Genomic DNA, 25,668 nt, shown 5'->3' on the forward strand with positions numbered 1-25,668 from the left:
CTAGCATTATGTTAGCATTATCTATTTCAACTGAAATATACCATTTGTGCATCAACAATTCTTTGTTTCCACTAATCCTGAAAGACTGAGAGGAACAAGTAAACAGTTAGTTCTATTAACGGACTTTCTAGCCTATAAACATTGCCTTCAGTTTAAGACCGATAAGTAAATCGGATATCCCTGTTTAAAAGAAAACTAAGCTTAATAAAAAAACCTGAAAATCATTTGTGATAAAAATGATTTTAGGTTTTTTATATATATATTATGCTTGCTTACCTGCTTCAATGGTAATGGATATTTTAATTTGGTCTCCAATAAGAACGCCGCCCGTTTCGAGCGCAGCATTGTAAGTAAGGCCGTAATCGCTGCGGTTTACTTTTCCTTCTGCACTGAACCCCACTTTATCGTTGCCCCAAGGATCTTTTCCCTGGCCTTCAAATGTAGCAGTGAATGTTTCTGAACGTGTAACTCCGTGAAGCGTAACATCCCCGGTAATTTCGTATTCATCGTCATCTTTTTTCACGATATTTGTAGATTTAAAGTTTATGTTTGGATATTGTTCCACATCAAAGAAATCTGCAGATTTAAGATGCGCATCCCGATCGCCGTTTCTTGTGTCAATGCTTGAAGCATCAACGCTAAATTCAATATCAGCAGAAGTCAAATCAGCAGGATCTGCATCAATAGAAGCCTCAAAATTATGGAATGTTCCTTTAACCTTCGCAATCATCATATGCTTTACTGAAAATTCTACACTGCTGTGTGATGCATCTACTACCCATTTTTCCTTGGTCATTTTTATTCCTCCTAAATTGTTTTCCGCTAATTTAAAATATCTTTAATTAGAGATAATTGAAACTAAGATAAATTATATTCAGGTTTTTTATATTTGTCAATAAAAAAATTTAAAATAATTTTCCAGTTATTCCTGGATATGGGATTAGAGGATGGACCCAGAGGGTTTCCCGTTACATTAGCAAAACCTAAATGAATCTAAAAAAGTGGCTTTTTAAACAGCGCAAGAACAATGCGGTAAAGGTAAGGGCAAGAAACAGTGTTAGTGTGATTGGAATTCTATATACTTTGATAAATAAATAATCAGGTCGGAGGGCTATTTAACGAAGGAGTGTGGGGTATAGAGTTGCCTGAAAGATTGGTAGTTTGTATCTCCAATATAAAGTAAAGCATGTCTCCTAATTATCTCTATAGAGGAAAAATTGTTGACTGATGTGTATTACTCGAAATTAAGATAAAACTAAAACTTAAAAGAGAGAATTTAACAAAATATCTGGATTTGCCTGCCTTTTCTTTCTCAATAGCGCTTCTTTATTCACCAGGTTTTTGGTTGTTTATTACATGTATATTGACAATCCCAATGTTTAACATTCGGCCTCCTGTGGTCTATAAATCGTGGAAATCAACTATTTCTCAATGGATTCGTTCACGATCTTAACCTCTTCATATATTGCCATGTCAGAGGTAATGTCCGCCTCCGGGATGATAAAATTTCTCTTTGTACGTATTTTTTTACATTTGCTTTAAATACCACTTTCTGTTACAATAAAAGAGAATTATTTTTGTTCGGTGTAAAGGATATGTTAAGTTTTTTGACTTTTCGTCTTGATGATCACTTTGGGCAAGGATAGTAACACATTGTGTGTCTAGCACACTAGGAGGCAACAAAAATGGAACAAGGTACAGTTAAATGGTTTAATGCAGAAAAAGGTTTTGGATTTATCGAACGTGAAGGTGGAGACGACGTATTCGTTCATTTCTCTGCTATCCAATCTGAAGGTTTTAAATCATTAGACGAAGGTCAAAAAGTTACTTTTGACGTTGAGCAAGGAGCTCGTGGACCTCAAGCTTCAAACGTACAAAAAGCTTAATATATTTTCGAAAAAAACAGATCCTTTGTATGGGTCTGTTTTTTTTTTTTGCTTTAAAAGTTAAAAGTTAAAAGCTGAAAAAACCTGCTCAACTGATGAGCAGGTTTTTTGGTACAAACAGTAAAGGAATGGTGCGTTAAAAGGTTTAACTTAGTATAGCATAGTTTATAACGATAACCTATTTTCTTCAAAAAATAATTTTATCCTGATTTTTTACAGAGAAAAGTGTGATGAAAAGCGACATTTACGGGAAAAGAGGAACGATAATTGATGGTTTCCATTTACATAAACAGGAGGGGAAGGGTTGAAGAGTATGTGATGTAAGATTTGGTGATTGTCTAATGTAACGGCAAAAGGGGTTATATGTTGCGAAGTGAGCCGGAGGGGAGAATGTAAATACGATTATTTCCATTATGGAAGGGGGGAGAGAAAAATCGATAGTGATTATCTGTTTGCTATTAACATCGCAGTTGCCTGCACTTCAGAAATTCCTTTTATTAATCCTAATTCGCCGATCAAAATTTTTCGCGCATTTTCTAGCATTTGTTTTTCGCTGGAATTAAGAGTCTTTTCTTTTTGGATCCGCATTAAATCCCGAACTACTTCGGCGCCTTCCCTTAATTTTCCTGAACGCATTTTTTCTGAGTTAATCTTGTATCTCTGTTTCCAGGATAATGATGTATCGGTTTCTCCCTGATGGAAAACATCCATTACCATGTCCATCGAAAGCGTATCGGCAACCAAACGAATACTTGTCTTGGTTATATTTTTTATAGGAACAAGTACTTGCATTTTATTTATAGGTATATTTATTACAAAATACTTCTGAATTTGTCCTTGAATTTCCTTTTCTTCAATCTTCTCAATTACGCCTGCTCCGTACATTGGATATATAATGTTGTCTCCAATCTCAAACAAATAATCATCTCCTTATAGTGTATTTTAATAATAACATGATTGATTATTTTTATCAAATTTTTAATAATAACATTAATATTAAATTAGTGTCAATAGTTTTTGTTTTTTTTAACACTGGAATTACTAAGTTGTTTTTCTAATTCCTAAATTATAGTAAATGTGACTGCTGTAAGCAGTTGCAATGGTACATTTTAAAGCTGGGCTTTCCAGACACTAGGAGGGAACAGGAGATTGAACAAGGTACTGTTATATGATTTAATGCAGAAAAAGGTTTCGGTTTTATCGAACGCAACTTGGCTCCAGTGTGTACAGTTTAATGGGTTACTCGGTCGAGGACTTGTCACAATTGCAAAGTCCGGTTCACTCAAATTTGGGTTTTTTCGATTAACGGTTGCATATAATGGCTTTTTCTGTGCGGTATTCCTTCATTGGAAAAATTCGGCGGAAGGGCATTTAATTTGGAGCCAAGCCAAAACCAATTAGGAGAAATGGATGGATGGTCCCATGATTGGAGGGGTAAATGGCGGAATCTCTTTCCCATCAAAAGTATATTTGCGTTGACTGGAATTTTTTTTGCGGGATTGAAACAGTTACAGGCATGCGGATGATCTAAAAAGCAATATAAAAGAAAATTTCAGTCTACGAATGTAGATGCTCGGAAGAAGCGGTCAGTTCCCGAATCTCTAAAAGATGGAACTGACCCTAACTATTATTATCTAACTATTTATAAGCTGCTATTGTTCCGTAAAACAGTTATAAAACCGCCCAAAATATCATGGCTGACAGTAAATCCTTTTCGTATATAGAATTCAAGGGCGCTATTATTGCCATTTGAGACAAAAATAAAATAATCTTCGATGTCATCAAATGTCTCCAACCATTCCCGGGACATGCTGAAAAGTTTCGAACCTATTCCGTATTGTCTGTACTCTTCTTTAATATAAAATTGCGATAAACAACCTACATGATTTTTACTAACAGATTCAAGATCGAAAAAAGTGGCAAAATCATTCGAATATGTTTCTTTGGGAGAGATATTTGAATATACATAACCTACTGGTTCATCACTATGTTTAACTACGACAATATGATTGTATATTGCACTCTTTAATGAAGGAAGCAGTCTGGTGTCAAAATTCATGCTGTCAAACAACTCGGGTGTAATGTATGATTTGGACTTTTGGAATGCCATCAATTCATTGCATAGATCTCGGATTATTTCGATTTCATCGACAGGTAAAATTTCATATGTTAAATGCATATTTAGCTCCCTTATTTATTACTCTTACGTTTATCTTTTTATGAAGCCTTAGTAATGCTAGAGGCTTTTGATATAAAAGACTATATGAAACAACAAGACCAAACAACTCAAACTTCATTCCCATCCTTGTAATCAACCCATTTTCTATTTAATGCACTAATGAAGGTCTTTACATTTTTTTTATCCTGCATGATCGGTGAGTAAATATAAGAAAGCGTCCTGGTAAAAGAATGATCCTTCAGCTTTATTATTGAAAGATTTCCATTCTGAAGATCTCTTTCAATAACACTTCGCGAAAGCAATGAAAGTCCCATTCCATGGATAAGGGTTTCTTTAATTCCTTGATTGCTGCTGATAGTCAGCATTGATTTTATTTTTAAACCATTTGAGCGGATGACATGGTTAAGATATTCTCGCGTCCCGGAGCCAACTTCTCTTGTTATCCATGCTTGATCCTGCAGGTCTGCAATGGTTGCTTCATCCCTGCAAGCCAGCGAATGATAAGGGGACGAAACAATGAAAAGCTCGTCCTTCATAAATGGGTTCACGGTTACCTCATTTTCATTTGTTTGACCTTCAATTAGGCCAATATCTACATTATACATCCTGACAGACTCAGTAATTTCTTCAGTATTCCCAATGATAACCTGGAGTTCAAGCTCCGGATATTTTTTTTGGAGGTCAAACAGCAGGGAGGGAAGGATATACTCTCCAATGGTAAAACTGGCTCCGATCTTTAGCTCTCCTTTTATGGAGTTATGGTGTTCCAGGATGTCTTGCCGGGTCTGTTCGTAAATAGTGATCATTTGTTTGGCCCGTTCGTATAAAATTTCACCGGTAGGGGTGATTTTTAACCATTTTGGCGAACGGACAAATAATTGGGTCTGGAATTCTTTCTCCAGATTTTTTATATGTAAACTTACACTTGGTTGTGACATCCGCAGCATTTCGGCTGTTTTTGTAAAATTTTTCACTTCCGCAACTGTTACGAAAGTCTTTAACGCATCATAATACATAGGGATCCCGCCTAATTATTAGCAATATTAATAGCAATGATTATTTATATGTATTTTACTAATGATTGGTCTTCCGGTAAAGTTTGAAATAGTAGCAAAAATGAAATGTAATTTATTAAACCGACTTTATTTATAAGAATAATAGAGATACAATAATAGAAGTCGAATGATAAGCATGCAAATACTGTCATTTTTAATAAATGATGTGTAAATATTCTCTTTGTGAGGTGGAAATCGTTGCAACTTCAAGTATTTAACAGTCCGTTCAATCAGGAGCAGGCAGAGCTTCTAAATCGCCTGCTGCCAACCTTAACCGAGTCACAGAAAGTCTGGCTTAGTGGTTATTTGGCCGCAACACAGACGGTATCCGTTCAGGGAACTCAAGAAACTCCGACTTCGGGATTCCCTGCAGGCAATGCGGGAAAAACAATTTCAAAAGAAGTGACTATACTGTACGGATCTCAAACTGGAAATGCACAGGGACTTGCTTCTCGTGCTAGCAAAATGTTAGAGGAAAAAGGTTTTCAAGTAACCGTTTCGTCCATGAGTGAGTTTAAGACGAATAATTTGAAAAAAGTCAAAAACCTCTTAATTGTTGTAAGTACACATGGAGAAGGAGATCCGCCTGATAATGCGCTGTCGTTCCATGAGTTCCTTCATGGCAGGCGTGCTCCAAAGTTTGATGATCTTCAATTTTCCGTATTATCATTGGGTGACAGCTCGTATGAATTTTTCTGTCAGACAGGCAAAGAATTTGATTCCAGGCTTGAAGAGCTGGGCGGCACTCGACTTTATCAGCGTGTTGATTGCGATCTGGACTTTGATGAGCCGGCAGCCGAATGGCTTGAAGGTGTTATTAGCGGGTTAGCCTCAGCACAAGGAGGATTAGCTGCTGAAACTCCAAAGTCAGCACCTCAGGCAGCTGAAACCGAATATTCCAGAACCAATCCATTTAAAGCGGAAGTGCTTGAAAATATCAATTTAAATGGCCGCGGGTCCAATAAAGAAACCCGTCATCTAGAAATTTCACTTGAAGGGTCTGGCCTCACTTATGAACCGGGAGACAGCCTCGGGATTTATCCAGAAAATGATCCGGTTCTGGTAGAACAGCTTCTTAAAGAAATGAACTGGGATCCGGAAGAAACGGTCACGGTCAATAACAAAGGGGAAGTTCGCACACTTCAAGATGCGCTCACATTCTATTTTGAAATTACCGTATTAACAAAACCGCTGCTGGAGCAGGCATCCAAGCTATCAGCTAATGGTGACCTGGAACAGCTTGTATCAGCTGGTAACCAGGACAAATTAAAAGCTTATCTCAATGGCCGCGATCTGCTTGACTTGATCCGTGATTTCGGACCATGGAGCGTATCTGCCCAAGAATTTATTGCCATTCTACGAAAAATGCCGGCCCGGCTTTATTCAATCGCAAGCAGCTTAACAGCGAATCCTGAGGAAGTGCACTTGACTATTGGGGCCGTCAGGTATGATGCACATGGACGCGAACGAAAAGGTGTCTGCTCTATCTTATGCTCTGAACGGCTGAATCCAGGAGATGTGCTGCCAGTTTACATTCAACATAACCAGAATTTTAAACTTCCTGAAAATCCAGATACACCGATCATCATGGTTGGTCCAGGGACAGGAGTTGCCCCGTTCCGCTCTTTCATGCAGGAACGTGAAGAAACAGGAGCTCAAGGTAAATCGTGGCTATTCTTCGGTGATCAGCATTTTGTAACGGATTTCCTTTACCAGACTGAGTGGCAAAAGTGGATAAAAGACGGAATTCTTACTAAAATGGATGTAGCTTTTTCACGAGACACGGATGAAAAAGTATACGTACAGCATCGTATGCGCGAACACAGTAAGGAATTATTCGAGTGGCTGCAAGAAGGAGCTGCTGTTTATATTTGCGGCGATGAAAAAAATATGGCCCATGACGTTCATAATGCTCTTATTGAAATTATTGAGGTAGAAGGCGGCATAAGCCGTGAAGAAGCTGAAGGCTACCTTGCCGAAATGCAACAGCAAAAACGTTATCAGCGTGATGTATATTGATTTAAGGATGAAAGGAGTTTTAACAACATGGTGAACCCAATTTTAAAAGCGCCGGAAGGAAAGCCAAGCGATGTTGAAGAGATAAAAGACAGAAGCAACTATTTGCGTGGTACCCTTAAGGAAGTAATGCTAGACAGAATTAGTGCCGGGATTCCGGATGATGATAATCGTCTGATGAAGCATCATGGCAGCTACTTGCAAGATGATCGTGATCTTAGGAATGAGCGCCAAAAGCAAAAGCTGGAGCCTGCGTATCAGTTCATGCTTCGTGTACGTATGCCGGGCGGTGTGTCAACACCTTCACAATGGCTAGTAATGGATGATCTTGCCGACAAATATGGCAATGGCACTTTGAAGCTGACTACAAGAGAAACTTTCCAAATGCATGGAATACTAAAATGGAATATGAAGAAAACAATACAGGAAATTCACGGAGCAATGCTGGATACAATAGCGGCGTGCGGCGACGTGAACAGGAATGTTATGTGTACTTCCAATCCATTTCAGTCCGAAATTCATTCGGAAGTATATGAATGGTCAAAAAAATTAAGTGATGATCTATTGCCGCGTACAAGAGCGTACCATGAAATCTGGCTGGACGAAGAAAAAGTGGCAGGCACACCAGATGTTGAAGAAGTTGAACCAATGTATGGTCCGCTTTATTTGCCAAGGAAGTTTAAAATCGGTATCGCTGTACCTCCATCAAATGATATCGATGTCTTTTCACAGGACCTTGGATTCATTGCAATCGTTGAAGAGGGTAAGCTAATTGGTTTTAATGTTTCAATCGGTGGCGGTATGGGAATGTCGCACGGAGACAAAGCAACTTACCCTCAGCTGGGTAAGATCATCGGTTTCTGTACACCTGATCAAATGTACGATGTAGCTGAGAAAATCATCACAATTCAGCGTGACTATGGAAACCGTTCCGTCCGCAAAAATGCCAGGTTCAAGTATACTGTTGACCGGCTTGGACTTGAAAATGTAAAGGCTGAGCTGGAAAGCCGCCTTGGCTGGAGCCTCGGTGAATCAAGGCACTTCCATTTTGACAATAATGGTGACCGTTATGGTTGGGTCAAAGGCATTCAAGGAAAATGGCATTTAACATTGTTTATTGAAGGCGGGCGGATTGCAGATTTTGATGGTTACCAGCTGAAAACAGGCTTGCGTGAAATTGCTAAAATCCATAACGGGGATTTCCGTTTGACAGCTAACCAAAACCTGATTATCGGAAATGTATCTAACCAGAAGAAGAAACAGATTAGTGCGTTAATCGAACAATTTGGTTTAACCGATGGCAGTCACTACTCAGCACTTCGTCGTAGCTCCATGGCCTGTGTTGCTCTTCCGACTTGCGGATTGGCGATGGCAGAAGCTGAACGTTATTTACCAACGCTGATTGACAAAATCGACACAATTGTTGATGAAAACGGACTACGAAATGAAGAAATCACTATCCGCATGACAGGCTGCCCGAACGGCTGTGCCCGCCATGCTCTTGGAGAAATTGGCTTTATCGGCAAAGCGCCGGGCAAATACAATATGTATCTTGGTGCTGCATTTGACGGCAGCCGCTTAAGCAAGATGTATCGCGAAAACATTGGTGAAGAAGAGATCTTAAATGAGCTTCGGACGATTCTTCCTCGTTACGCAAAGGAACGTCAAGAAGGTGAACACTTCGGGGACTTTGTCATTCGCGCTGAAATTGTAAAAGCAACAACTGACGGCACGAATTTCCATGATTAATTGGAATAATATGCAGTAGAGACGGGATATATTCCCGTCTCTTTTTTTATGGGCATTCAGGGGCGGGGAGCGCGATCAATCCTTACCCTTTTGTGTGGCCGTAATTAAATGAACAACGGTAAAAAAATCGAACAATTTGACTATTAAATTTAAATTCGGCTAAATTATCAATCAAACTGGAGAAATTAATAAAAAGGGATAGTGTTTGTTTCTGATAAAACTTATACTTTAATTACAAAGTGTGGATATAACAGTGATTTTATTGAAAATATTATAATAGGTACCCCGGTGCAGAGTGTAAACTTCAAAATATAAAGGGAGATTGTTGGATGGCAGCAGTAAAGTCTGTGAAGATTGATGGCAAAGAAATCCGTATATTTAACAGTGCAATCTATATTGTTGAATCGAATACCAGGTACACCTTGGAATTGGATATCATTGTCAGTGAAGTAGCAGAAAGAAAGTATGGCAGGGAAGAAAATTTGATTATAGAAATAGAACTGCAGGATGGCAGAATGATAAATTCGATCATGCATGTCCAGCAAGTGGCCGGTGAACTGCCTAAACTTAATTTATATTGCAATCTCGATGAAATTGATGAGTATCCGGATTTTCAATTACTGACTGAAAACGATATTGAATTTCCAAACATAGAAAAGGGTATTACTTTAGCAGAGATAAGACAATTTGAAATGCCTAACGAAAACATTCGATTTAAATTAACATTGCCAATTGACCAAGCTGAATGGCTGAAAAATCTAAAACAAAAGGAATTAAATCAATTTTTTAAGGAAGCTATTTATGAGTATTGGAAAAACCAAACGATTAAATAAAATGGCTGCTATTTGAAGAATATTAAGATAGTAATAGTTGTTCGGGAAATGAGGGTTCCCTGTTCTTTATTTTTTGATCGACCGCTTATATTGTCTATAGGAGTTGCAGCGTTGTGCAGATTAACAGGTTGTTAAACTATAAAAGATAATTTGGGCAAAACTAGGCTAATCCTAAACTATTCATCTGATTAAACTGTTAAGAGATGTTTTATGGTTAAGAAATGGAAAAAAAGTAGTTGCGAACATTTGTTCCTTGTGGTAATATTAAATAAACAAAGAAGAAAGAAACCTGATCAAACGATCAAGTTAAAATACACTCAATAAAAAGCTTTACAGCAGGTTGTATGTCGCGCCTAAAGGGAAGGTTGTAGCGGCAGCCTGGCTGGTTACTAGTACGCCCTGACCGATAGCGGACAGGGCTTTCTATTTGGCAACAAAATTATTATTGAACCACAAAAGGGGTGAGCTGTATCCAAACAGCTGCCTTCTTTAACTTTGATGTTTAATCATGTGCTTACTTGTTTTTTGTTTTATAGGTAAGACAATTTCAAAAATAGTGCCAAAACCTGGATTGCTTTTCACTTCAATGGTTCCATTATGTATTTCAATGATCCGTTTACACACCATTAGGCCCAAACCGGTGCCTTTTTCTTTTGTAGTATAAAAAGGTTCAAATAGCCTCTTAAGCCTTTCCTCAGATATTCCGCATCCTCTATCTCTAATTTCTATTTTGAATTGGTTTTCATCAAGCTTTTTAAGTGAAATATCTATACTCAATGATTCAGAAGTAGCCTCAATTGCATTTTGTATGATATTTATTAACACTTGTTTGATCTGATTTGGATCGCAGAATGCTGTAATCTTATCGGAAAAATATAAATTTACTAAAATGCTTTTTAAATTAGTTTGAGGTTCCATAAATTTAATTACATTCCGGACCAATGCATTGATATTGGCTTCCTTGATTTCCATCGTTTCGTTTGGTTTGGCGATAAACATAAATTCATTTACGATTTGATTAATTCGATCAAGCTCGTCTTCCATAATGACAAGGTATTCATTTATCGAAGAATCGGTTATCTTTTCTTTAATAATCTTTGTGAACCCTATTAATGAAGTTAAAGGATTCCGAATTTCATGGGCAATTCCGGCAGCTAATTCACCCACAACTGACAGTTTTTCCATTTCCCGGATCCTTTTTTCATTATTCTTTTCTACCGTAATATCAATGGCTGAACCATTAACCTCTACAACTTGGGAATTAATTGTGATAGGAAATAAACTGCATCTGTAATAAGTGTCACCTACAGACCCTTCATAATTAACCGTTTCCCCATTCCAGGCTTTTACATAAAATCGTTCCTTTTGGCGTGCATGGTCTTGCGGAAAAAAATCAAAAACCGTTCTACCAATCACCATGGATGGGGTCAGCCCTAATTTCTGAAGCAGATCACCCTCAATGTATGTATGAATAAACTGATTGTCCTTTTTTATGAATTTAAAAACAAATCCATTTTGCCTGGGAACAAAATCACGATAATCAATCATAAGCCGCATCCCCTGTAGAAAAATATTGTTTATATTGTTTCGTGATATTTTTCGTAATTCCTTCTTAATAAGTATTAGGAATAAAATAAAAAGGGGAGATGCATGGTGTTTATATGATGAATGACCAAGCTTTTTTGTTTAGGAGTTTCATCAAGCTGTGAATCTGGACGGAGTGTGCCTAATGTTGGGTTTTTAAAGTACCAACTCGACTACAACAGAATTGTTTTGTAACCATAATAAAACACCGTTACTGCAATAAGCTAACGGTGTTTCTTAAAATTTATTAATTAATGAATAATGATCAAACCTTGAATTTACCTATCACATCTTGCAGCTCATCAGCCATATTAGTTAGTGCGTTGGCGGATGCTGAAATTTCTTCCATTGATGCTAGTTGTTCTTCAGTGGCTGCGGAAACTTCTTGTGTGCCAGAAGCAGTCATTTCAGTAATTTCAGTAATTGATTGTACCGAATGAACCATTTGCTCAGTGCCTGCTGACATTTGCTGAATAGCAGAGGATACCTCTTGTATTTGACTTGCAACTTCATTTACTGACTGTTGAATATGCTTAAATGAAATACCTGCAACTTCAACAATTTCAATACCATCTTCAACTTCTTTTTTAGCATTTTCCATTGAAGAGACGGCTTTATTCGTTTCGCCTTGGATGGAAGAAATTAATTGAGCAATTTGCTGGGCGGAATTAGAGGATTGTTCCGCCAATTTTCTAACTTCATCAGCCACTACAGCAAATCCTTTACCATGTTCTCCTGCTCTGGCAGCTTCGATTGCGGCGTTCAAAGCTAATAGATTGGTTTGGGCCGAAATGTCAGTAATGACTTCAATGATTTGACCTATTTCTTTTGAACGTTCTCCGAGGTCTGTTATCACTTGCCCTAAACTGTTAATTGTCGTATTTATGGAAGTCATTTGGTTTATAGCAGTCTGAATTGATTCGTTTCCTTGTTCTGCTTTATCTAATGCTTCTGTAGCTGTAGAAGCAACATTTTGCGAATTGGATGCAATTTGATGAACACCAATAGAAATTTCATTAACCGTTTTTGACGTTTCAGTTGTACTTTGAACCTGTGAATCCATTCCTGATGCAACTTGTTGCATAGTAGAAGCGATTTGTTCAGTTGCGTTACTTGTTTGTTCGGCACTTGCCGTAAGTTCTTCTGCAGATGCTGCCACCTGCTCAGTATTTTGCCTTATTTGCTGTATAAACGTGCGCAGATTTTGGGACATATGATTAAAGCTATCTGCCAATACTTTAAATTCATCTTTATAGTTCTCATCCATTGAGACACTCAAGTTACCCTCTGACATTTCTTTCATTTTACCCATTAAACGAGAAAGTGGAGCCGTAACCATTTTTGAAAAATAAATCCCCAATAAGGTTGCAATTACTGTACTAAATAGGATTACCCAAATGGTTCGCATAAGAATTTGTTTAGCGGGTGCTTGGATCTCTGCATATTTTTCTTCAAATCCAACAACCCAGTTTGTTCCCGGAATGTTCCCCATAATGACAAGGTTTTTGTTACTTCCGGATCCAAAGTCTTTTGACACTGTATTTACTTTTTTGTCATCAGTTGTGATGCTCTTTGCCAACTCGTTCATTTCTTTTCTTGAACCTTGTTGACCAATTAAAGATTTATCTGGATGAGAAATCACAAGACCATCTTTATCCCGGATGGTGACTTGTCCTGTTTTGCCAACTTTAATCTTGCTTACAGTACTTGTAAAAAACTCGGCATTAATGGAATTGGCAAGCACTCCTGTAACCTGCCCTGAATCATCTTTAATTGGAACAGCAAGAACGACAACTGGTTTTCCGCTTGTCTTAGAAATAACCATTTTCCCAATTGCTGATTTTCCCTCCATTGCCGCTTTAAAATAGTCTCTGTCAGTATATGTGTTTTTCTGCCCCCGAAGTTTAGGGTCACTATCCGCTATAGGGATTCCATTTTTGTCTATTATGAAAAAGTGAGCATGATTGGTTGTTTTATCAAAGCTTTCTTCCAAAAATGTATTCACTGCTGGTAATAAGTCGTTTTTACTGGAATAGAATTCATTGTCGCTAACTTTACTTCTAAACACTGTTAAATCTTTAATTCTTTTGTTGTTAGCCATAACAGAAGTAGTGACGATTTCCCCGTTTTCGAGAGCATCAATCAAATTGGCAGTCTGCTCAGCATTTGTTACAAGAGCTAATTTTGCTTCATTAACAAGTGTTTTCGAACTTGAACTATAGCTAACAAATCCGGAAACCAGAAGTGAAGCAGTAACTAACCCTCCAATGTAAATAGGTAACTTTCTTTTAATACTCATGTTTTAGTTCCTTTCATTTACCCAATTAAAATCATTTCATGTGGTTAATTCCCTCTAGTATCATTGGAGAGTTAAGGAGTAATACAAATACTTTATAGTAAGATACATTTCACCAGCTCCTCAGATTTATTAATATTAACTAAAGTATATATCGTCAAAAAATGTTTATTTTGAATGTAGCTGAAGCCTCATATCCTCACATTCTCAAAAAATCACTATATTAATACAGATTTAATGAAAAACTACATTATTCGGGAATAAAATATTAGGTAATCTTTCCTGTTTTGCTGGTTTAACTGTTTTTTTTAAATAGACTATCTCTATAGCTAAATATGTTGAAATATAGTATTTTTGATTTGAAATGAGCTTTTTGTGAATAAAACATTTTAGGATGAAGATTATAAATGCAACAATTTCTTCAAAGTATTCGCCGGAGTTAAATGATAAATAATTTTTCAGGTATTCGGCATAAAATGGGACAGGAATTGGAGTGGAAATATGTGTCTAAGTATAAAGGAAACCCCCATAAATTTAATTCACCTCAAGAGGAATTAGACTTGTATAAACGAATAATCGCTGAGCTTCCTATAGATATAGACTATATTGATGCAAAGACGAATATAAGAATTTGGAAAAAGAAAAATGATAAAGCGATTTTTACGGAGGAGGTTAAGGAAAAAGATACCGTAATAAGCGAATTAGTTTATCCGTCAATTGGATATAAAATTGAGCAGCTAGAAGTGTTTTTACAATCGATGCTTGATGTAGTCCCTCATCACATTGTTTTTATAGATAAGAATGGAATGATCACACTTTGTAACACACAAACATTAATAGATTTAAATGAAACGAAAGAACAAGTAATTGGCAAGCACATTTCTAACCTATTAAAAATTGATGATGCGGATATTAAATTACTAGAAACGCTACGTACTGGGAAAGAAATTTATAATGAAGAAATTCTAGACTCAAACTATGGAATTATCAATACTAGGATCATATATGATGACAACGGTGATATATTAAGAGTCATTGGTCTTTTCCATTTCTTAAACCATTTAAAAGAAGCTGAAAAAATGAATATGATCGGACAAATATCAGCAAGTATCGCTCACGAAGTGAGAAATCCATTAACAACGGTACGCGGATATTTGCAGCTGATGGGACAAGGACAGCTAGAGGCAGATTCAACCTTATTTCGAACTCTGTTAATACCAGAGCTAGACCGGGCAAATAAAATTATAAGCGACTTCTTAATGATTTCAAAGTCTTCACCCATGACGAAGGAACCTGAGCTGGTAAGTGATTTCGTAGCACAATTTATGGGGCTGCTGTATAGTGAAGCCATTCTGAAAAAAGTGGACCTAGTGGTAAACATTAGCGAGGGTCTAGACGGCACCCTCATTCTTGTAAATCAAAGCGAACTCATTCAAGTATTTATAAATTTATTTAATAACGCAGTGGAATCTAAAGGAAACGGTGACCTGAAGATTAGTTTAGTATGCACTAGGGAAAAGGATTGCGTAATTTTCCAACTTAAAGATAATGGGACTGGTATCGAAAACCAACATTTAAAATATATTTTTGATCCTTTTTTCTCAACAAAGGAAACGGGAACTGGCTTGGGATTATCGCTTTCAAAGAAAATTATTGAACTGCACGGAGGAACTCTCTCTGTTTCTAGTACTCCAAACAAAGGAACTGTTTTTACAATCAAACTTCCAATTATGGTGTGAGAAATGGTTAAGCAAAAAAGCAGGTGCCTGCCGTTATTGCTATCGGGGATAAGGAAGGTTAATGAGCAGCAAACAGAAAAAAACAGACGTACCTTAATTGGTGCCGGACTCATGAGCACGATTTTGGGATCATTACTGAAATAGTTTGGACCTAAATGTGAAATCAAAGTTTTAAGAAACTCGGAAACGCAGGAGAACAAAGCTCTAACGAAACAGAGAACAAAAGATTCATTTAAAGTTATGATACTAGCTGGAGTTAAAAGATGAAGTTTAGCTGCAATTATAGAACAATGAAACGGAAGTATCAATTTTGAAGTGAGGCCACTTATTAATCTTTTTGGACAAGAAATAACAAGGAACGCATTAATACCAACGGTACAGAGTGTGGGAATGGAATCCATCAGAGACTGCACAAGCCTCTCAAGCTGTTGGAGTTCGAGGAATAGTATTCTTTCGGGTTTCTATTAAGCAACTGTCAGAGTGGCTTGGACAATTTTCTATAATACTTTAAAAAAACCCTCCAACTGCTTTTTACCAATAATTATATTGAATTATTAAATGGTATCACAAAGGGCCTAAACGTGTTTAAGGTTCTTATGTGATTTTTTTGCTTTTTCAGAGTTGTTCTATTTAGTCGCCATACGTTGTCGTTAGAAGTACACCATGTCAGTAATTAGAATAAAGTAAGCAATTTTAAGAAAACACTTACAAAACAAATTTGCGTAATATTCTAAAAAACTATTGTCAAACTATTGTGATTAAAATATAATTTTAATGTAATAAAATATAACATAATTCCGAGAGGTAACATAACATGAATGAGACACTCACTCCAAATACAGTAACGATACCATCAGCTTTAGAACAAATCAAAGAGACTATTAATGAAAAAAGTGTTGAATTGCTACACTTACAATTTGTAGATATTGAAGGAATTTTAAAGCATATCACGGTAACTTCTGAACAACTAGAAGATATAGTAGAGGGGAAAATGATGTTTGATGGTTCCTCTATTAAAGGTTTTTCACCAATTAATAGATCCGACCTTTATCTGCAGCCAGATTTAGCTACATTTACTATTCTTCCTTGGACACAAGAAGAAGGTTATGCTGAGGCACGATTCTTATGCTCTGTCATGAACCCGGATGGAACACTTTTTGAGGGAGATACAAGGAATGTATTGAAGAAAACGATTGAACGTGCAGCTGATAAAGGCTATACCATTTCCGTAGGACCTGAGTTAGAATTCTTCCTTTTCAAAACTGATGCAAATGGCTATGCAACTCAAGAAATCAGTGATAGAGCCGGCTATTTCGAGCCATCACCATTTGATCTTGGAGAGCGCGTTCGTTTAGAAATTTACCGTGCCTTAAAAGCAATGGGATTTACGATTGAAGCATCTCACCATGAGGTAGCGGAAGGACAGCATGAAATTAGCTTTAAATATTCTGATGCACTAACTGCAGCAGACCTATCAACTACATATAAATGGGTTGTGAAAACTATTGCACATAAATTTGGATTACACGCTACATTTATGCCAAAACCGGTTTTTGGAATCAACGGTTCTGGTATGCACGTGAATATGTCATTCTTTGAAGGAAGCGAAAATGCATTCTTTGATCCTTCAGATGAACTCCAATTATCTGAAAAAGCTTATCAATTCCTTGCTGGGCTACTAGATAACGTGAAAAGTTTTGCAGCGGTAACAAACCCGCTAGTAAACTCTTACAAACGTTTGGTCCCTGGGTACGAAGCACCATGCTACATTGCTTGGTCAGCTTCTAACCGTTCAGCACTTATTCGTATCCCAGCGAAAAAAGGTCTTGCGACTCGTGTAGAATTACGTTGTCCAGATCCATCTTCTAACCCTTACTTAACGTTTGCTGTTATTGCTGCAGCAGGCTTAGATGGAATAGAAAAAGGATTAGAGGCTCCGGCTCCAATCAATGAAGATATTTTCCATATGACCGAAGAACAAAGGGCAATCCTTGGGATTGACAACCTGCCAGGAAGCTTAACAGAAGCAATCAAAGAACTAGAATCAAGCGACTTTGTTTATAACGCATTAGGCGAACACGTCTATAGCGAATATGTTGCTGCAAAAAAAGCAGAATGGGATAGCTATCGCACAGCCGTTCACGCATGGGAAATCGAGAACTATCAATCTAAATTTTGATAGAAAAGCAGGCATTAGCCAGCTTTGTACAAGTTTTTAGTTCCTTTACGTTTCTAACTTGATTTTATTAATAAGGAATTAGCAGAAGCTAGCTGGAAGTAAAGGGAATATTCTAAATAGCCCTTCATTCTTCTTTTTGGTGAAAGGGAGGCCTATTTCTTCATTTCTTGGTGTTCGCCTAAAAAAACGGTCGAATATATAAGTCTGCCTTTTCTGTTAAAGTCCAAAAAAGAAGCCAATCCAGCCATAATTAAACTAGGTATACTTCATTACTTGGCTATCTGTTACTGGTTTTAAAGCTTAGGAGGATCCTTTAAAGGATTAAAATGCAGTTGGCTTGTCAGTGGAATGTCGAAAGTTATCCTGCGTGGGGATAGCTTTCTACATACATTGGAGAAAAGTTGCATCACAAGTCCATAGGTCTGATGCTTCGCAGCGTCAAATTATTATATATTGCGGCAAGTGATATTATACATTGATAATAGTGTAACAATCATTCGTTTAAAGGGACAGTAATGAAAATAGGATATACATGCCCTATAATGATAATATTAAAAACTTGACTCTTGCACATTTTAATTTTATCCCTGAAAAAGGACATACGGGTAGTGCGGTTGTAAAAACTGATTTTTAAGCGATTAGTGCAGGGCATTCAGTACCTTTTTCAAGGGAGTTTTGGCTACCATTTCTTGATACACATATACAACGAGCTGCCCTAAAACTTCTGTCCTGATTCGTCGGACTGTATCTCCAAGCGTAAAGGAAGCGTCTCGGGACCACTTATGCCTCTTCAAGGAAGTTTTGCGTCAGGTATTGGATGGCCCAGTATAAAGCTCGATGGACTTATCGATGGACTTAATAGAAAGAAATTGATATTGGTCAAAGCCCAATAACTCTTTGAAATAACGATAGCCAGTTTCAATCTCCCAACGCACATGTTCCCTGTCTGAATATACAAGCGATTATATCGAGAGCTCCGGCCTTCACTCTGTGACTGTGAATGATAAAGGGAGATTTCGTATTTACTTATGCGGAGGTCCGCTCTCGGATATGGAAAATGTCAAAATCCTATTGTCCTGGGAGAAAAAATTCATCCCGGGAAAAACTCCGTTTTGTCTCCTGTACACCGACCGGGCCTTGGAAGTCGTGACCATCCTAGGTTATTAATACCCTGCGGGCAAATTTTGCGATTGGACTTTACAGCCTCCATCACGTGAAAGCCTTTAATGTTACAACCATCAATCATCTTTTTGCTTGTATACCAGCTGTCCAGTAAAACATAGACCTGTTCACCTTCATTTGCAGGAAAGTCCCTAAACATGTCCAGGACGAAGTCGTTCTTGCTTTTGAAGGGGATCTGACGTTCCTGGCAATAGGCCTTAGAGATCCAAAGCTGCTTTTCTGCAGCTTTTTTGTGCTAAAGGGGCAGAAAAGTTCCATAAGCACATTTCTATTTCCACCGATACGGCATGCCCCCAAGGAATAGGTATTCACAGATGTTTGCCTATGTGAATAACTTACTGCTAAAGCCATTTTATTATTTGTGTGGGGGAATCGGTGTGGGATACTATGTGACTGTAGAATTAGGCGTAAAATTATATGTGGAAGATATAAATCCCGTGGGAAGTAAGACGATAGTGTTTTTACATGGTTGGCCATTAAGCCATAAACAGTTTGAGTATCAGTTTGATGTTCTTCCCTCAATGGGCTACCGCTGTATCGGAATTGACTGGAGAGGATTCGGAAAGTCGGATAAACCAATAAGTGGCTACAATTATAATCGATTGGCTGATGATATTCGCACAGTAGTTGGTGTACTTCAATTAGACAATTTCATTCTTGTAGGTCACTCTACAGGTGGAGCAATCGCGATTCGGTATATGTCCCGATATAATGGTTACGGAGTATCAAAACTTGTCCTTGTAGACGCTGCAGCTCCAATAGGCTTTACTACAGAAACTGCGAATAGATTACTTTCTCAAGCGTTAAATGACCGTCCTAAGATGATGCGAGAAGTAACAGACACCTTTTTCTTTCAATATATAACAAGCCCATTCTCTGAATGGTTTTTTCAATTGGGGTTACAAGCAGCAGGTTGGTCAACAGCAGCAATCATAATTACACTAAGAGATGAGAAGCTTTATGCGGATTTGGAAAAAATACTTGTTCCAACCATAATCATTCACGGTGTTCACGACAAAGTTATTCCATTTGCACAAGCTCAGGAATTAAACCAACAAATAAGAAATTCACAGCTTGTTCCGTTTCATTACAGTGGTCATGGTCCTTTCTGGGAAGAACGTGACAAGTTTAATCAGCAATTGAGGCAATTTATTGGTTGATAGTCTTCTTCAGCTAAAGGGGGCATTTACGGTGGTTTGATTACGAAAAGCTTGGTTATATTCAGATGGGTTAATGATTATGACATACGATGAACACAACCCAAGAACAAAACCTGGGTCAACAGCATCATTCAATTGGACAGAAGCAACGATTCGTTATGCTTTGAAACATGGTGTACCACCATCAAAAATTTTACTCGGTATCGCTGGTTATGGATGGGACTGGGATACCGCAGCAGACAAAGCCTTGTATAGCTCCTACGCACAGTTAATGGATCAGAGAACAAAATATAAAGCTAAAGTTATATGGGAAACCCGTTCGCAAACACCTCATTTCAAATACGTTGATCATAATCATCATAGCCACCAAGTTTGGTTTGAGAATAGCGATAGTCTGCGGTTTAAGTTAAACCTAGTAAAAAAATATAACTTGCGGGGAATCGGGATTTGGCGGCTCGGCTTAGAAGACCCAAAGTTCTGGACCACTATACCCGAGGAAATAAAAGTAAAAAAGTGATGAATGGTCCTCTAAATCCTGAACTTGTTTAATTGTGAAGAGTTGTACTTAAAGTAACGGGTACGTTTGTCTAAGAAGGATAACGCATCTTTTTGTTGAAGTTATTGTACTAAGAGCAGTTTAGTCCTTATTCAATTATGAGGACAACCCAAGGGGGAAACTAATATGACAAAGAGAATTAAGGAGTTGTCACTAGAACAACGTGAAGAACTACTAAGAACTTTGGAAGCCCGTTTTGAGAAAAACATGCACAGACATAAAGGTCTCGAATGGGCTAAAGTACAAGCTAAGATTGAAGCTAATACTGAAAAACTGTGGTCGCTCAATGTAATGGAGGGAACTGGCGGTGAACCGGATGTTGTTGGCCATGATAAAAAGACGGGCGAATACATATTTTATGATTGTTCACCGGAAAGTCCTAAAGGTCGCAGAAGTGTTTGTTACGACCGTAAAGCACTGGAGTCAAGAAAAAAACACAAACCAGAAAATAACGCTATTGATATGGCAACTACCATGGGAATTGAACTTTTAACAGAAGAACAATACAGGGAGCTGCAGAAACTTGAAAATTTCGATATGAAAACATCGAGTTGGGTGCAAACTCCTGCTAATATTAGAAAACTTGGCGGGGCCATCTTTTGTGATTGTCGCTACGACACTGTATTTGTGTACCATAATGGAGCGGAATCCTACTATGCTGCAAGGGGTTTCCGTGGCTCGCTAAGGGTCTAAATTATGCACAAACAGCTAATTTCGATTTTTACGTTTTTCATTTGAAATTGTTATTTAAGATTTCAATATCCTATTTTCTGAGAGTCAGCCTTTCCAGCTGGCTCTCCTCTTTTTTTACACAAAAACAAAACTAACTGGCTACTAATGGCAATAACCGTTCGAACATGCGCCTGTCGTTGGTTTTCTTCATGGCTTCCATGACACGAAAAGTCTCCTGTTTGATAGTAGTCAATGTTTTCATCCTCCGATTAAGTTTTCCTATTCAATACCCTTTATTGGGAGAGCAGAATCTTTTAATTTCAACTTATATAGGAATGAATGAATGGATCTGGGAGTAAAAACAAATTCCCCGCCTAATTTAGAAAGATTAGGTGGGGAATACTAAATAACTGAGACATATTCAAAAATCAAAGGTGTTGAATCTTAATTGATGAAAACTTGATGGTTAAACTTGTTACCTTTGATTATTAAATATGTTGCCGAAGTGTGACCAAATCAGTTTTTATCGGGATGGAAAAATTCTTCCAATATTGTCTTTTTTATAGTTGCCGACAAGTATGCAAATCCAATAAAAGGGTTTGCATTTTTTTATTGCCTTCAAGATACATAAAATAATTGAGTTTAAAAAAAATGAATACAATGTTCGTATAAAAACAGAGTGAGTTTGAAACTGTTGAAATACTATTTTACGTATATTAGATTTAGTAAAAGATGATTGGGGGCAGATCGTTTATTTGTGTCCGAAAATTCTCCCCAATATCTTGACAGGTTAATATCTATTACGTAAATAAATGTTTTGAAGTAATAAAACATCTAATTGAACAGCGGCTATGTATAGGAGTCATTACTGCAGGGAGTATAAATCTTTTTGGGTAAATAGGGTTTTCACTTCGGTAATGTAAAGGCTTTATATTGTGGGGGTATGATAGGCTCAGCCGGGCGATGCCTTTCTTTTAAAGGTTTCGCCCAATCTCCAGAAATCATGCGCAGAAGCTCCATGTCAAGTCGGAACTACACTTCGGTCAAGCGGAAATCCCGTCCTTACAAGTAATAAGAATGTCTTCGCCACCCTGTTTTTCAGGCATTGCACAAAAACTTGCACTTTCATTTTTCTGCAATCCAAATACCAAAAATCTCTTTATGGCGAGACATAATGATTCCTAAAACGCTGTAAGCAGACTTATTTACGATTCGGTTTTCTTTTCTGACCTTAAAATGAATGGCCTCCAAGAAGACGATTGGGTAACTCTGTCTAATGGACGGGATTGCCACTCCCACAATAAGTGGCATAATTTTATCCGTTACTTTGCTCACCAATAGTCGGCAAAACATCAATTCCATATAAATGTTTCATATAGTCCTCAATATCCCAGGTGGACATGCCGTTTGCATAGAGGCCAATGATCTGTTCTTCCAGCCCATTTACTGTGTTTCTCATTTTTTATTGTGTGAGGTTCATATTCTTCGTTCCGGTCTCTCGGCATTTTCAGTTCGGTAGGACCAAATTTTGATTTATCCGTTTATGGCTGTATCCAATTTCGGCTATTGCCGGAATTAGTTCAATTTCCGCTTCAAATACTTGTTGGATTGTATCTTTAAAAGGTTCTTCAACATTTTGACTATCTTCAACTGATTTACATTGTTCTTTCGCTAAATCATCAATTAATTTGCTTATTCTTAATGGTAATTTTAACTATTTATACAAAACTTCTTACAGTGGTAAGTTTTCAATTGTAATTGCTCAATTTTAATAATCATATATAAATGGAATAATTATCTTACTTCGAAAATATTAATGAAGTAAGTAATAGATGAAATGGCGTTGCAATTATTGAAACTCCATACGGGGGGAAAGTTAAGATGAATCAAAGTGTGATAAAAGCCCTAAACTTAATAAATTATTTTTCTCTGGATAAACCAGAGCAATCCCTCTCTGACATCGCCAAGCTTTCAGGAATGTCGAAACCGACGACTTATCGATTACTTAGCTCATTAGAATTTTGTGGTTTTCTATCGAAAATTAAGTATTCGGATCAGGACATTCGTTATCGTCTTGGGATGAAGTTGTTAGAACTAGGTAATATTGTATTGGAGCAATCCGAAGTACGAAAGGTATGTTTGCCCCTTATGAAGCAATTGGCAGAATCGGTGGATGAAGCTGTACATTTAGTAGTCGTTGATGGAGAACATGCTGTTTATATTGAAAAGGTAGACAGCAAACAGCCCATTCGCTTGTTTACTAGTGTAGGCAGAAGGTCACCATTACACCTTGGTTCTGGTTCGAAATTATTGCTTGCCCACATGGACGGACTAGAGCGTGCTAAACACCTTCAAAAGATGGAATTAATAGCGATGACGCCCAACAGCATTACTACTATAGAAGGACTGGAAAAAGAATTGACCAAAATTATCCAAGATGGCTATTCCATTAGTGACGGGGAGCAAACCCTAGATACCATAGGATTATCCTTTCCGATTCGGAATCATAAGGGTAATGTTATAGCTGCACTCACGATAAGTGGGATGAAGTCCCGTTTTCAAGAGCGCTTGGCATTTTTACTAGAGGAAACGAAAAAAGCTGCAGATCTCATTTCTGGTGATTTAGGGTATAGAAAGGAAGTTATATCTCTCAAAATATGAATAGGTTGAGGTGAAGAAATATTGGATAGAAGTGCTAGGCATTGGAATTTACTAACTAGTTTATTAGGGGTCATGCTTTCCGGATTTGTCCTTTATACCGCGATTTTTGGTTCACTTGTCGCTATGAAGCAACGCGCCTTCGTTCTCCTGTTTGCCATGGTGCTCTGCTTCCTGATTTTTCCTGCAAATAAAAAAAGAAAAGGAAATCGTATTTCGTTTTTAGATTTACTGCTGGCTATTTGTTCTGTTGCTGTAAGCGTTTATATTATTGTTGCTTTTAATGATTTAATAACACGCATGGGAATGCCAAACAAGCTAGATTTAATAATGGGAGTACTAGCGGTAGTTCTTATACTTGAAGCTACTCGACGAACAATTGGATGGGAGCTATCCTTCATTACAATCATAATTCTACTCTATGGATTCTTAGGAAATCATATCCCGGGTATATTCAATCACCGTGGTTATTCTGTAGAGCGGATGATTAATCAAATGTATTTGACAACCGAAGGAATCTTTGGAGTTCCACTCGGGGTTGCTACGACATTTGTGTTTTTGTTCGTGCTTTTTGGAGCCTTTTTAGAAAAATCTGGTGCCGGTCAGTTTTTTATTGATTTAGCGGTTAGTTTAACTGGCAGAAGCAAGGGAGGTCCTGCGAAAATCGCAATTTTTGCAAGCGGTTTCATGGGAACTATTTCAGGAAGTTCTATTGCCAATGTCGTAGGGACTGGGACATTTACCATTCCGTTGATGAAACGAGTAGGATACAAGTCCCATTTTGCTGGAGCAGTAGAGGCTGCTGCTTCTACCGGTGGACAAATTACACCACCAATAATGGGGGCTGCGGCTTTCATCATGGCCGAGCTTACAGGGGTGCCCTACATGGATATTGCCATGGCAGCCATCCTCCCGGCAGCACTGTATTACTTAAGTTTATATATGAACGTTCATTTTGAAGCTTCACGTACTGGACTGAAAGGGATGTCTAAAGAGGAAGTTCCTGATCTTAAAAAAACTTTACTATTAGGTGGACAATTTATCATTCCACTGGTAGTTGTTGTTACGGCACTAGCCGGGGGCTCAAGCCCAACGAAAGCTGCCTATCTAGCTATCTTTAGTTTAATTTTAGTTAGCATGATAAAAGCTTCCACAAGGATGGGGATAAGGAAAATCGTGGATGCCTGTAGGATGGGTGCAGAAATATCTATCAGTATTATTACTGCTACCGCTTGTGCAGGGATGATTGTCGGAACGGTTTCACTTACTGGATTGGGTTTAAAATTCACTGATTTTATCGTTTCCATTTCCGCTGGGCAACTGTTTTTAGGGTTATTCCTAAGTATGATTGCATCAATAATTTTGGGGATGTCGTTACCTACAACAGCTACATATATAGTTTTATCAGTTCTTACTGCACCAGCACTGGAACAATTGGGTATCCCATTAATCGCAGCACATATGTTCATTCTGTATTTCGGGGTATTTGCTGATATTACCCCACCGGTTGCTTTGGCTTCTTATGCAGGTGCTGGAATTGCAAATGCTTCACCCATGAAGACGGGTATGACCACGGTGAAAATTGCCATTATTGGCTTCATCGTTCCGTATATGTTTGTATATTTCCCATCTCTATTATGGATAGGGAAGACAAGTGATATTATAATCGCTACGATTACCTCAATACTGGCTATTATTTCGCTAGCAGCTGCGCTACAAGGGTATATGCTCCGCCCGACAACTAAATTAGAACGCTTGATCCTCTTAATTTCCGGTGCGCTGTTATTAGTTCCAGAACACGTATCGGATTTGATAGGGGCTTTTGCGGTAGTATCAGTTTTTGTATGGCAGTGGAAAACGTCAAAACAGACAACTAAGAATGAAATAGAGCAAGCAAACACAAAAAACACTTAGGAGGGTATTA

General features: G+C 37.8%; 18 protein-coding genes. 11 read left to right on the forward strand and 7 right to left on the reverse strand.

The window, feature by feature from the left end:
- Positions 1-262: 262 nt before the first annotated feature.
- Positions 263-796: a YceI family protein gene (locus D0469_RS07170; protein ID WP_117325958.1), complete on the reverse strand. Its 534-nt coding sequence runs from the start codon at positions 794-796 to the stop codon at positions 263-265.
- 889 nt (positions 797-1,685) lie between these two features.
- Here D0469_RS07170 and D0469_RS07175 point away from each other — a divergent pair.
- Entirely contained in the window at positions 1,686-1,886 is a 201-nt protein-coding gene (locus tag D0469_RS07175) for a cold-shock protein (protein ID WP_101594107.1), read from the forward strand.
- A 444-nt stretch (positions 1,887-2,330) separates the two neighbouring features.
- Here D0469_RS07175 and D0469_RS07180 read toward each other — a convergent pair whose 3' ends face one another.
- The 3 genes from D0469_RS07180 to D0469_RS07195 all read right to left on the reverse strand — a co-directional run bounded on the left by D0469_RS07180 (position 2,331) and on the right by D0469_RS07195 (position 5,081).
- Positions 2,331-2,804, reverse strand: a complete 474-nt coding sequence (locus D0469_RS07180) for a CarD family transcriptional regulator (protein ID WP_199478400.1) — start codon at positions 2,802-2,804, stop codon at positions 2,331-2,333.
- Between the two features lie 724 nt (positions 2,805-3,528).
- Positions 3,529-4,065, reverse strand: a complete 537-nt coding sequence (locus tag D0469_RS07190; protein ID WP_117325960.1) for a GNAT family N-acetyltransferase — start codon at positions 4,063-4,065, stop codon at positions 3,529-3,531.
- A 107-nt stretch (positions 4,066-4,172) separates the two neighbouring features.
- Positions 4,173-5,081 carry a LysR family transcriptional regulator gene (locus D0469_RS07195; RefSeq protein ID WP_117325961.1) on the reverse strand — a complete coding sequence of 303 codons (909 nt, stop codon included), beginning with the start codon at positions 5,079-5,081 and terminating at the stop codon, positions 4,173-4,175.
- A gap of 237 nt (positions 5,082-5,318) precedes the next feature.
- On the opposite strand from D0469_RS07195, the gene D0469_RS07200 reads away from it, so the two are divergent.
- From D0469_RS07200 to D0469_RS07210, 3 genes are all read left to right on the forward strand, one after another.
- A complete protein-coding gene (locus D0469_RS07200) occupies positions 5,319-7,139 on the forward strand; it encodes an assimilatory sulfite reductase (NADPH) flavoprotein subunit (protein ID WP_117325962.1) in 1,821 nt (606 codons plus the stop codon).
- 27 nt (positions 7,140-7,166) lie between these two features.
- On the forward strand, positions 7,167-8,885 hold the full coding sequence (cysI, locus tag D0469_RS07205; protein WP_117325963.1) for an assimilatory sulfite reductase (NADPH) hemoprotein subunit: 1,719 nt from the start codon (positions 7,167-7,169) through the stop codon (positions 8,883-8,885).
- Positions 8,886-9,214: 329 nt separating this feature from the next.
- Positions 9,215-9,718 (forward strand): hypothetical protein, encoded by a 504-nt coding sequence (locus D0469_RS07210; RefSeq protein ID WP_117325964.1) that lies wholly within the window; start codon positions 9,215-9,217, stop codon positions 9,716-9,718.
- A gap of 489 nt (positions 9,719-10,207) precedes the next feature.
- Here D0469_RS07210 and D0469_RS07215 read toward each other — a convergent pair whose 3' ends face one another.
- Positions 10,208-11,266 carry an ATP-binding protein gene (locus D0469_RS07215; protein ID WP_158553381.1) on the reverse strand — a complete coding sequence of 353 codons (1,059 nt, stop codon included), beginning with the start codon at positions 11,264-11,266 and terminating at the stop codon, positions 10,208-10,210.
- A gap of 301 nt (positions 11,267-11,567) precedes the next feature.
- Positions 11,568-13,601: a methyl-accepting chemotaxis protein gene (locus D0469_RS21015; RefSeq protein WP_158553382.1), complete on the reverse strand. Its 2,034-nt coding sequence runs from the start codon at positions 13,599-13,601 to the stop codon at positions 11,568-11,570.
- Positions 13,602-14,041: 440 nt separating this feature from the next.
- Between D0469_RS21015 and D0469_RS07225 the strand changes: the two genes are divergently transcribed.
- From D0469_RS07225 to D0469_RS07245, 5 genes are all read left to right on the forward strand, one after another.
- Entirely contained in the window at positions 14,042-15,337 is a 1,296-nt protein-coding gene (locus D0469_RS07225; protein WP_233522975.1) for an ATP-binding protein, read from the forward strand.
- Between the two features lie 814 nt (positions 15,338-16,151).
- Complete coding sequence (glnA, locus tag D0469_RS07230; RefSeq protein WP_117325966.1) at positions 16,152-17,516, forward strand: type I glutamate--ammonia ligase; 1,365 nt, start codon at positions 16,152-16,154, stop codon at positions 17,514-17,516.
- Positions 17,517-19,075: 1,559 nt separating this feature from the next.
- Positions 19,076-19,858: an alpha/beta fold hydrolase gene (locus D0469_RS07235; RefSeq protein ID WP_199478402.1), complete on the forward strand. Its 783-nt coding sequence runs from the start codon at positions 19,076-19,078 to the stop codon at positions 19,856-19,858.
- 79 nt (positions 19,859-19,937) lie between these two features.
- A complete protein-coding gene (locus D0469_RS07240) occupies positions 19,938-20,375 on the forward strand; it encodes a glycosyl hydrolase family 18 protein (RefSeq protein WP_158553383.1) in 438 nt (145 codons plus the stop codon).
- A 165-nt stretch (positions 20,376-20,540) separates the two neighbouring features.
- Positions 20,541-21,107: a DUF4256 domain-containing protein gene (locus tag D0469_RS07245; RefSeq protein WP_117325969.1), complete on the forward strand. Its 567-nt coding sequence runs from the start codon at positions 20,541-20,543 to the stop codon at positions 21,105-21,107.
- A 1,104-nt stretch (positions 21,108-22,211) separates the two neighbouring features.
- Here D0469_RS07245 and D0469_RS07250 read toward each other — a convergent pair.
- Positions 22,212-22,448, reverse strand: coding sequence for a transposase (locus D0469_RS07250; RefSeq protein WP_117325970.1), 237 nt, complete (start codon positions 22,446-22,448; stop codon positions 22,212-22,214).
- A 519-nt stretch (positions 22,449-22,967) separates the two neighbouring features.
- Here D0469_RS07250 and D0469_RS07255 point away from each other — a divergent pair.
- Both D0469_RS07255 and D0469_RS07260 read left to right on the forward strand, forming a co-directional pair.
- Positions 22,968-23,747 (forward strand): IclR family transcriptional regulator, encoded by a 780-nt coding sequence (locus tag D0469_RS07255; protein WP_117325971.1) that lies wholly within the window; start codon positions 22,968-22,970, stop codon positions 23,745-23,747.
- A 21-nt stretch (positions 23,748-23,768) separates the two neighbouring features.
- On the forward strand, positions 23,769-25,658 hold the full coding sequence (locus D0469_RS07260) for a TRAP transporter permease (protein ID WP_142919171.1): 1,890 nt from the start codon (positions 23,769-23,771) through the stop codon (positions 25,656-25,658).
- The last annotated feature ends 10 nt before the right edge of the window (positions 25,659-25,668 follow it).

Source organism: Peribacillus saganii (assembly GCF_003429095.1).
Taxonomy (GTDB): Bacteria; Bacillota; Bacilli; order Bacillales; family DSM-1321; genus Peribacillus; species Peribacillus saganii.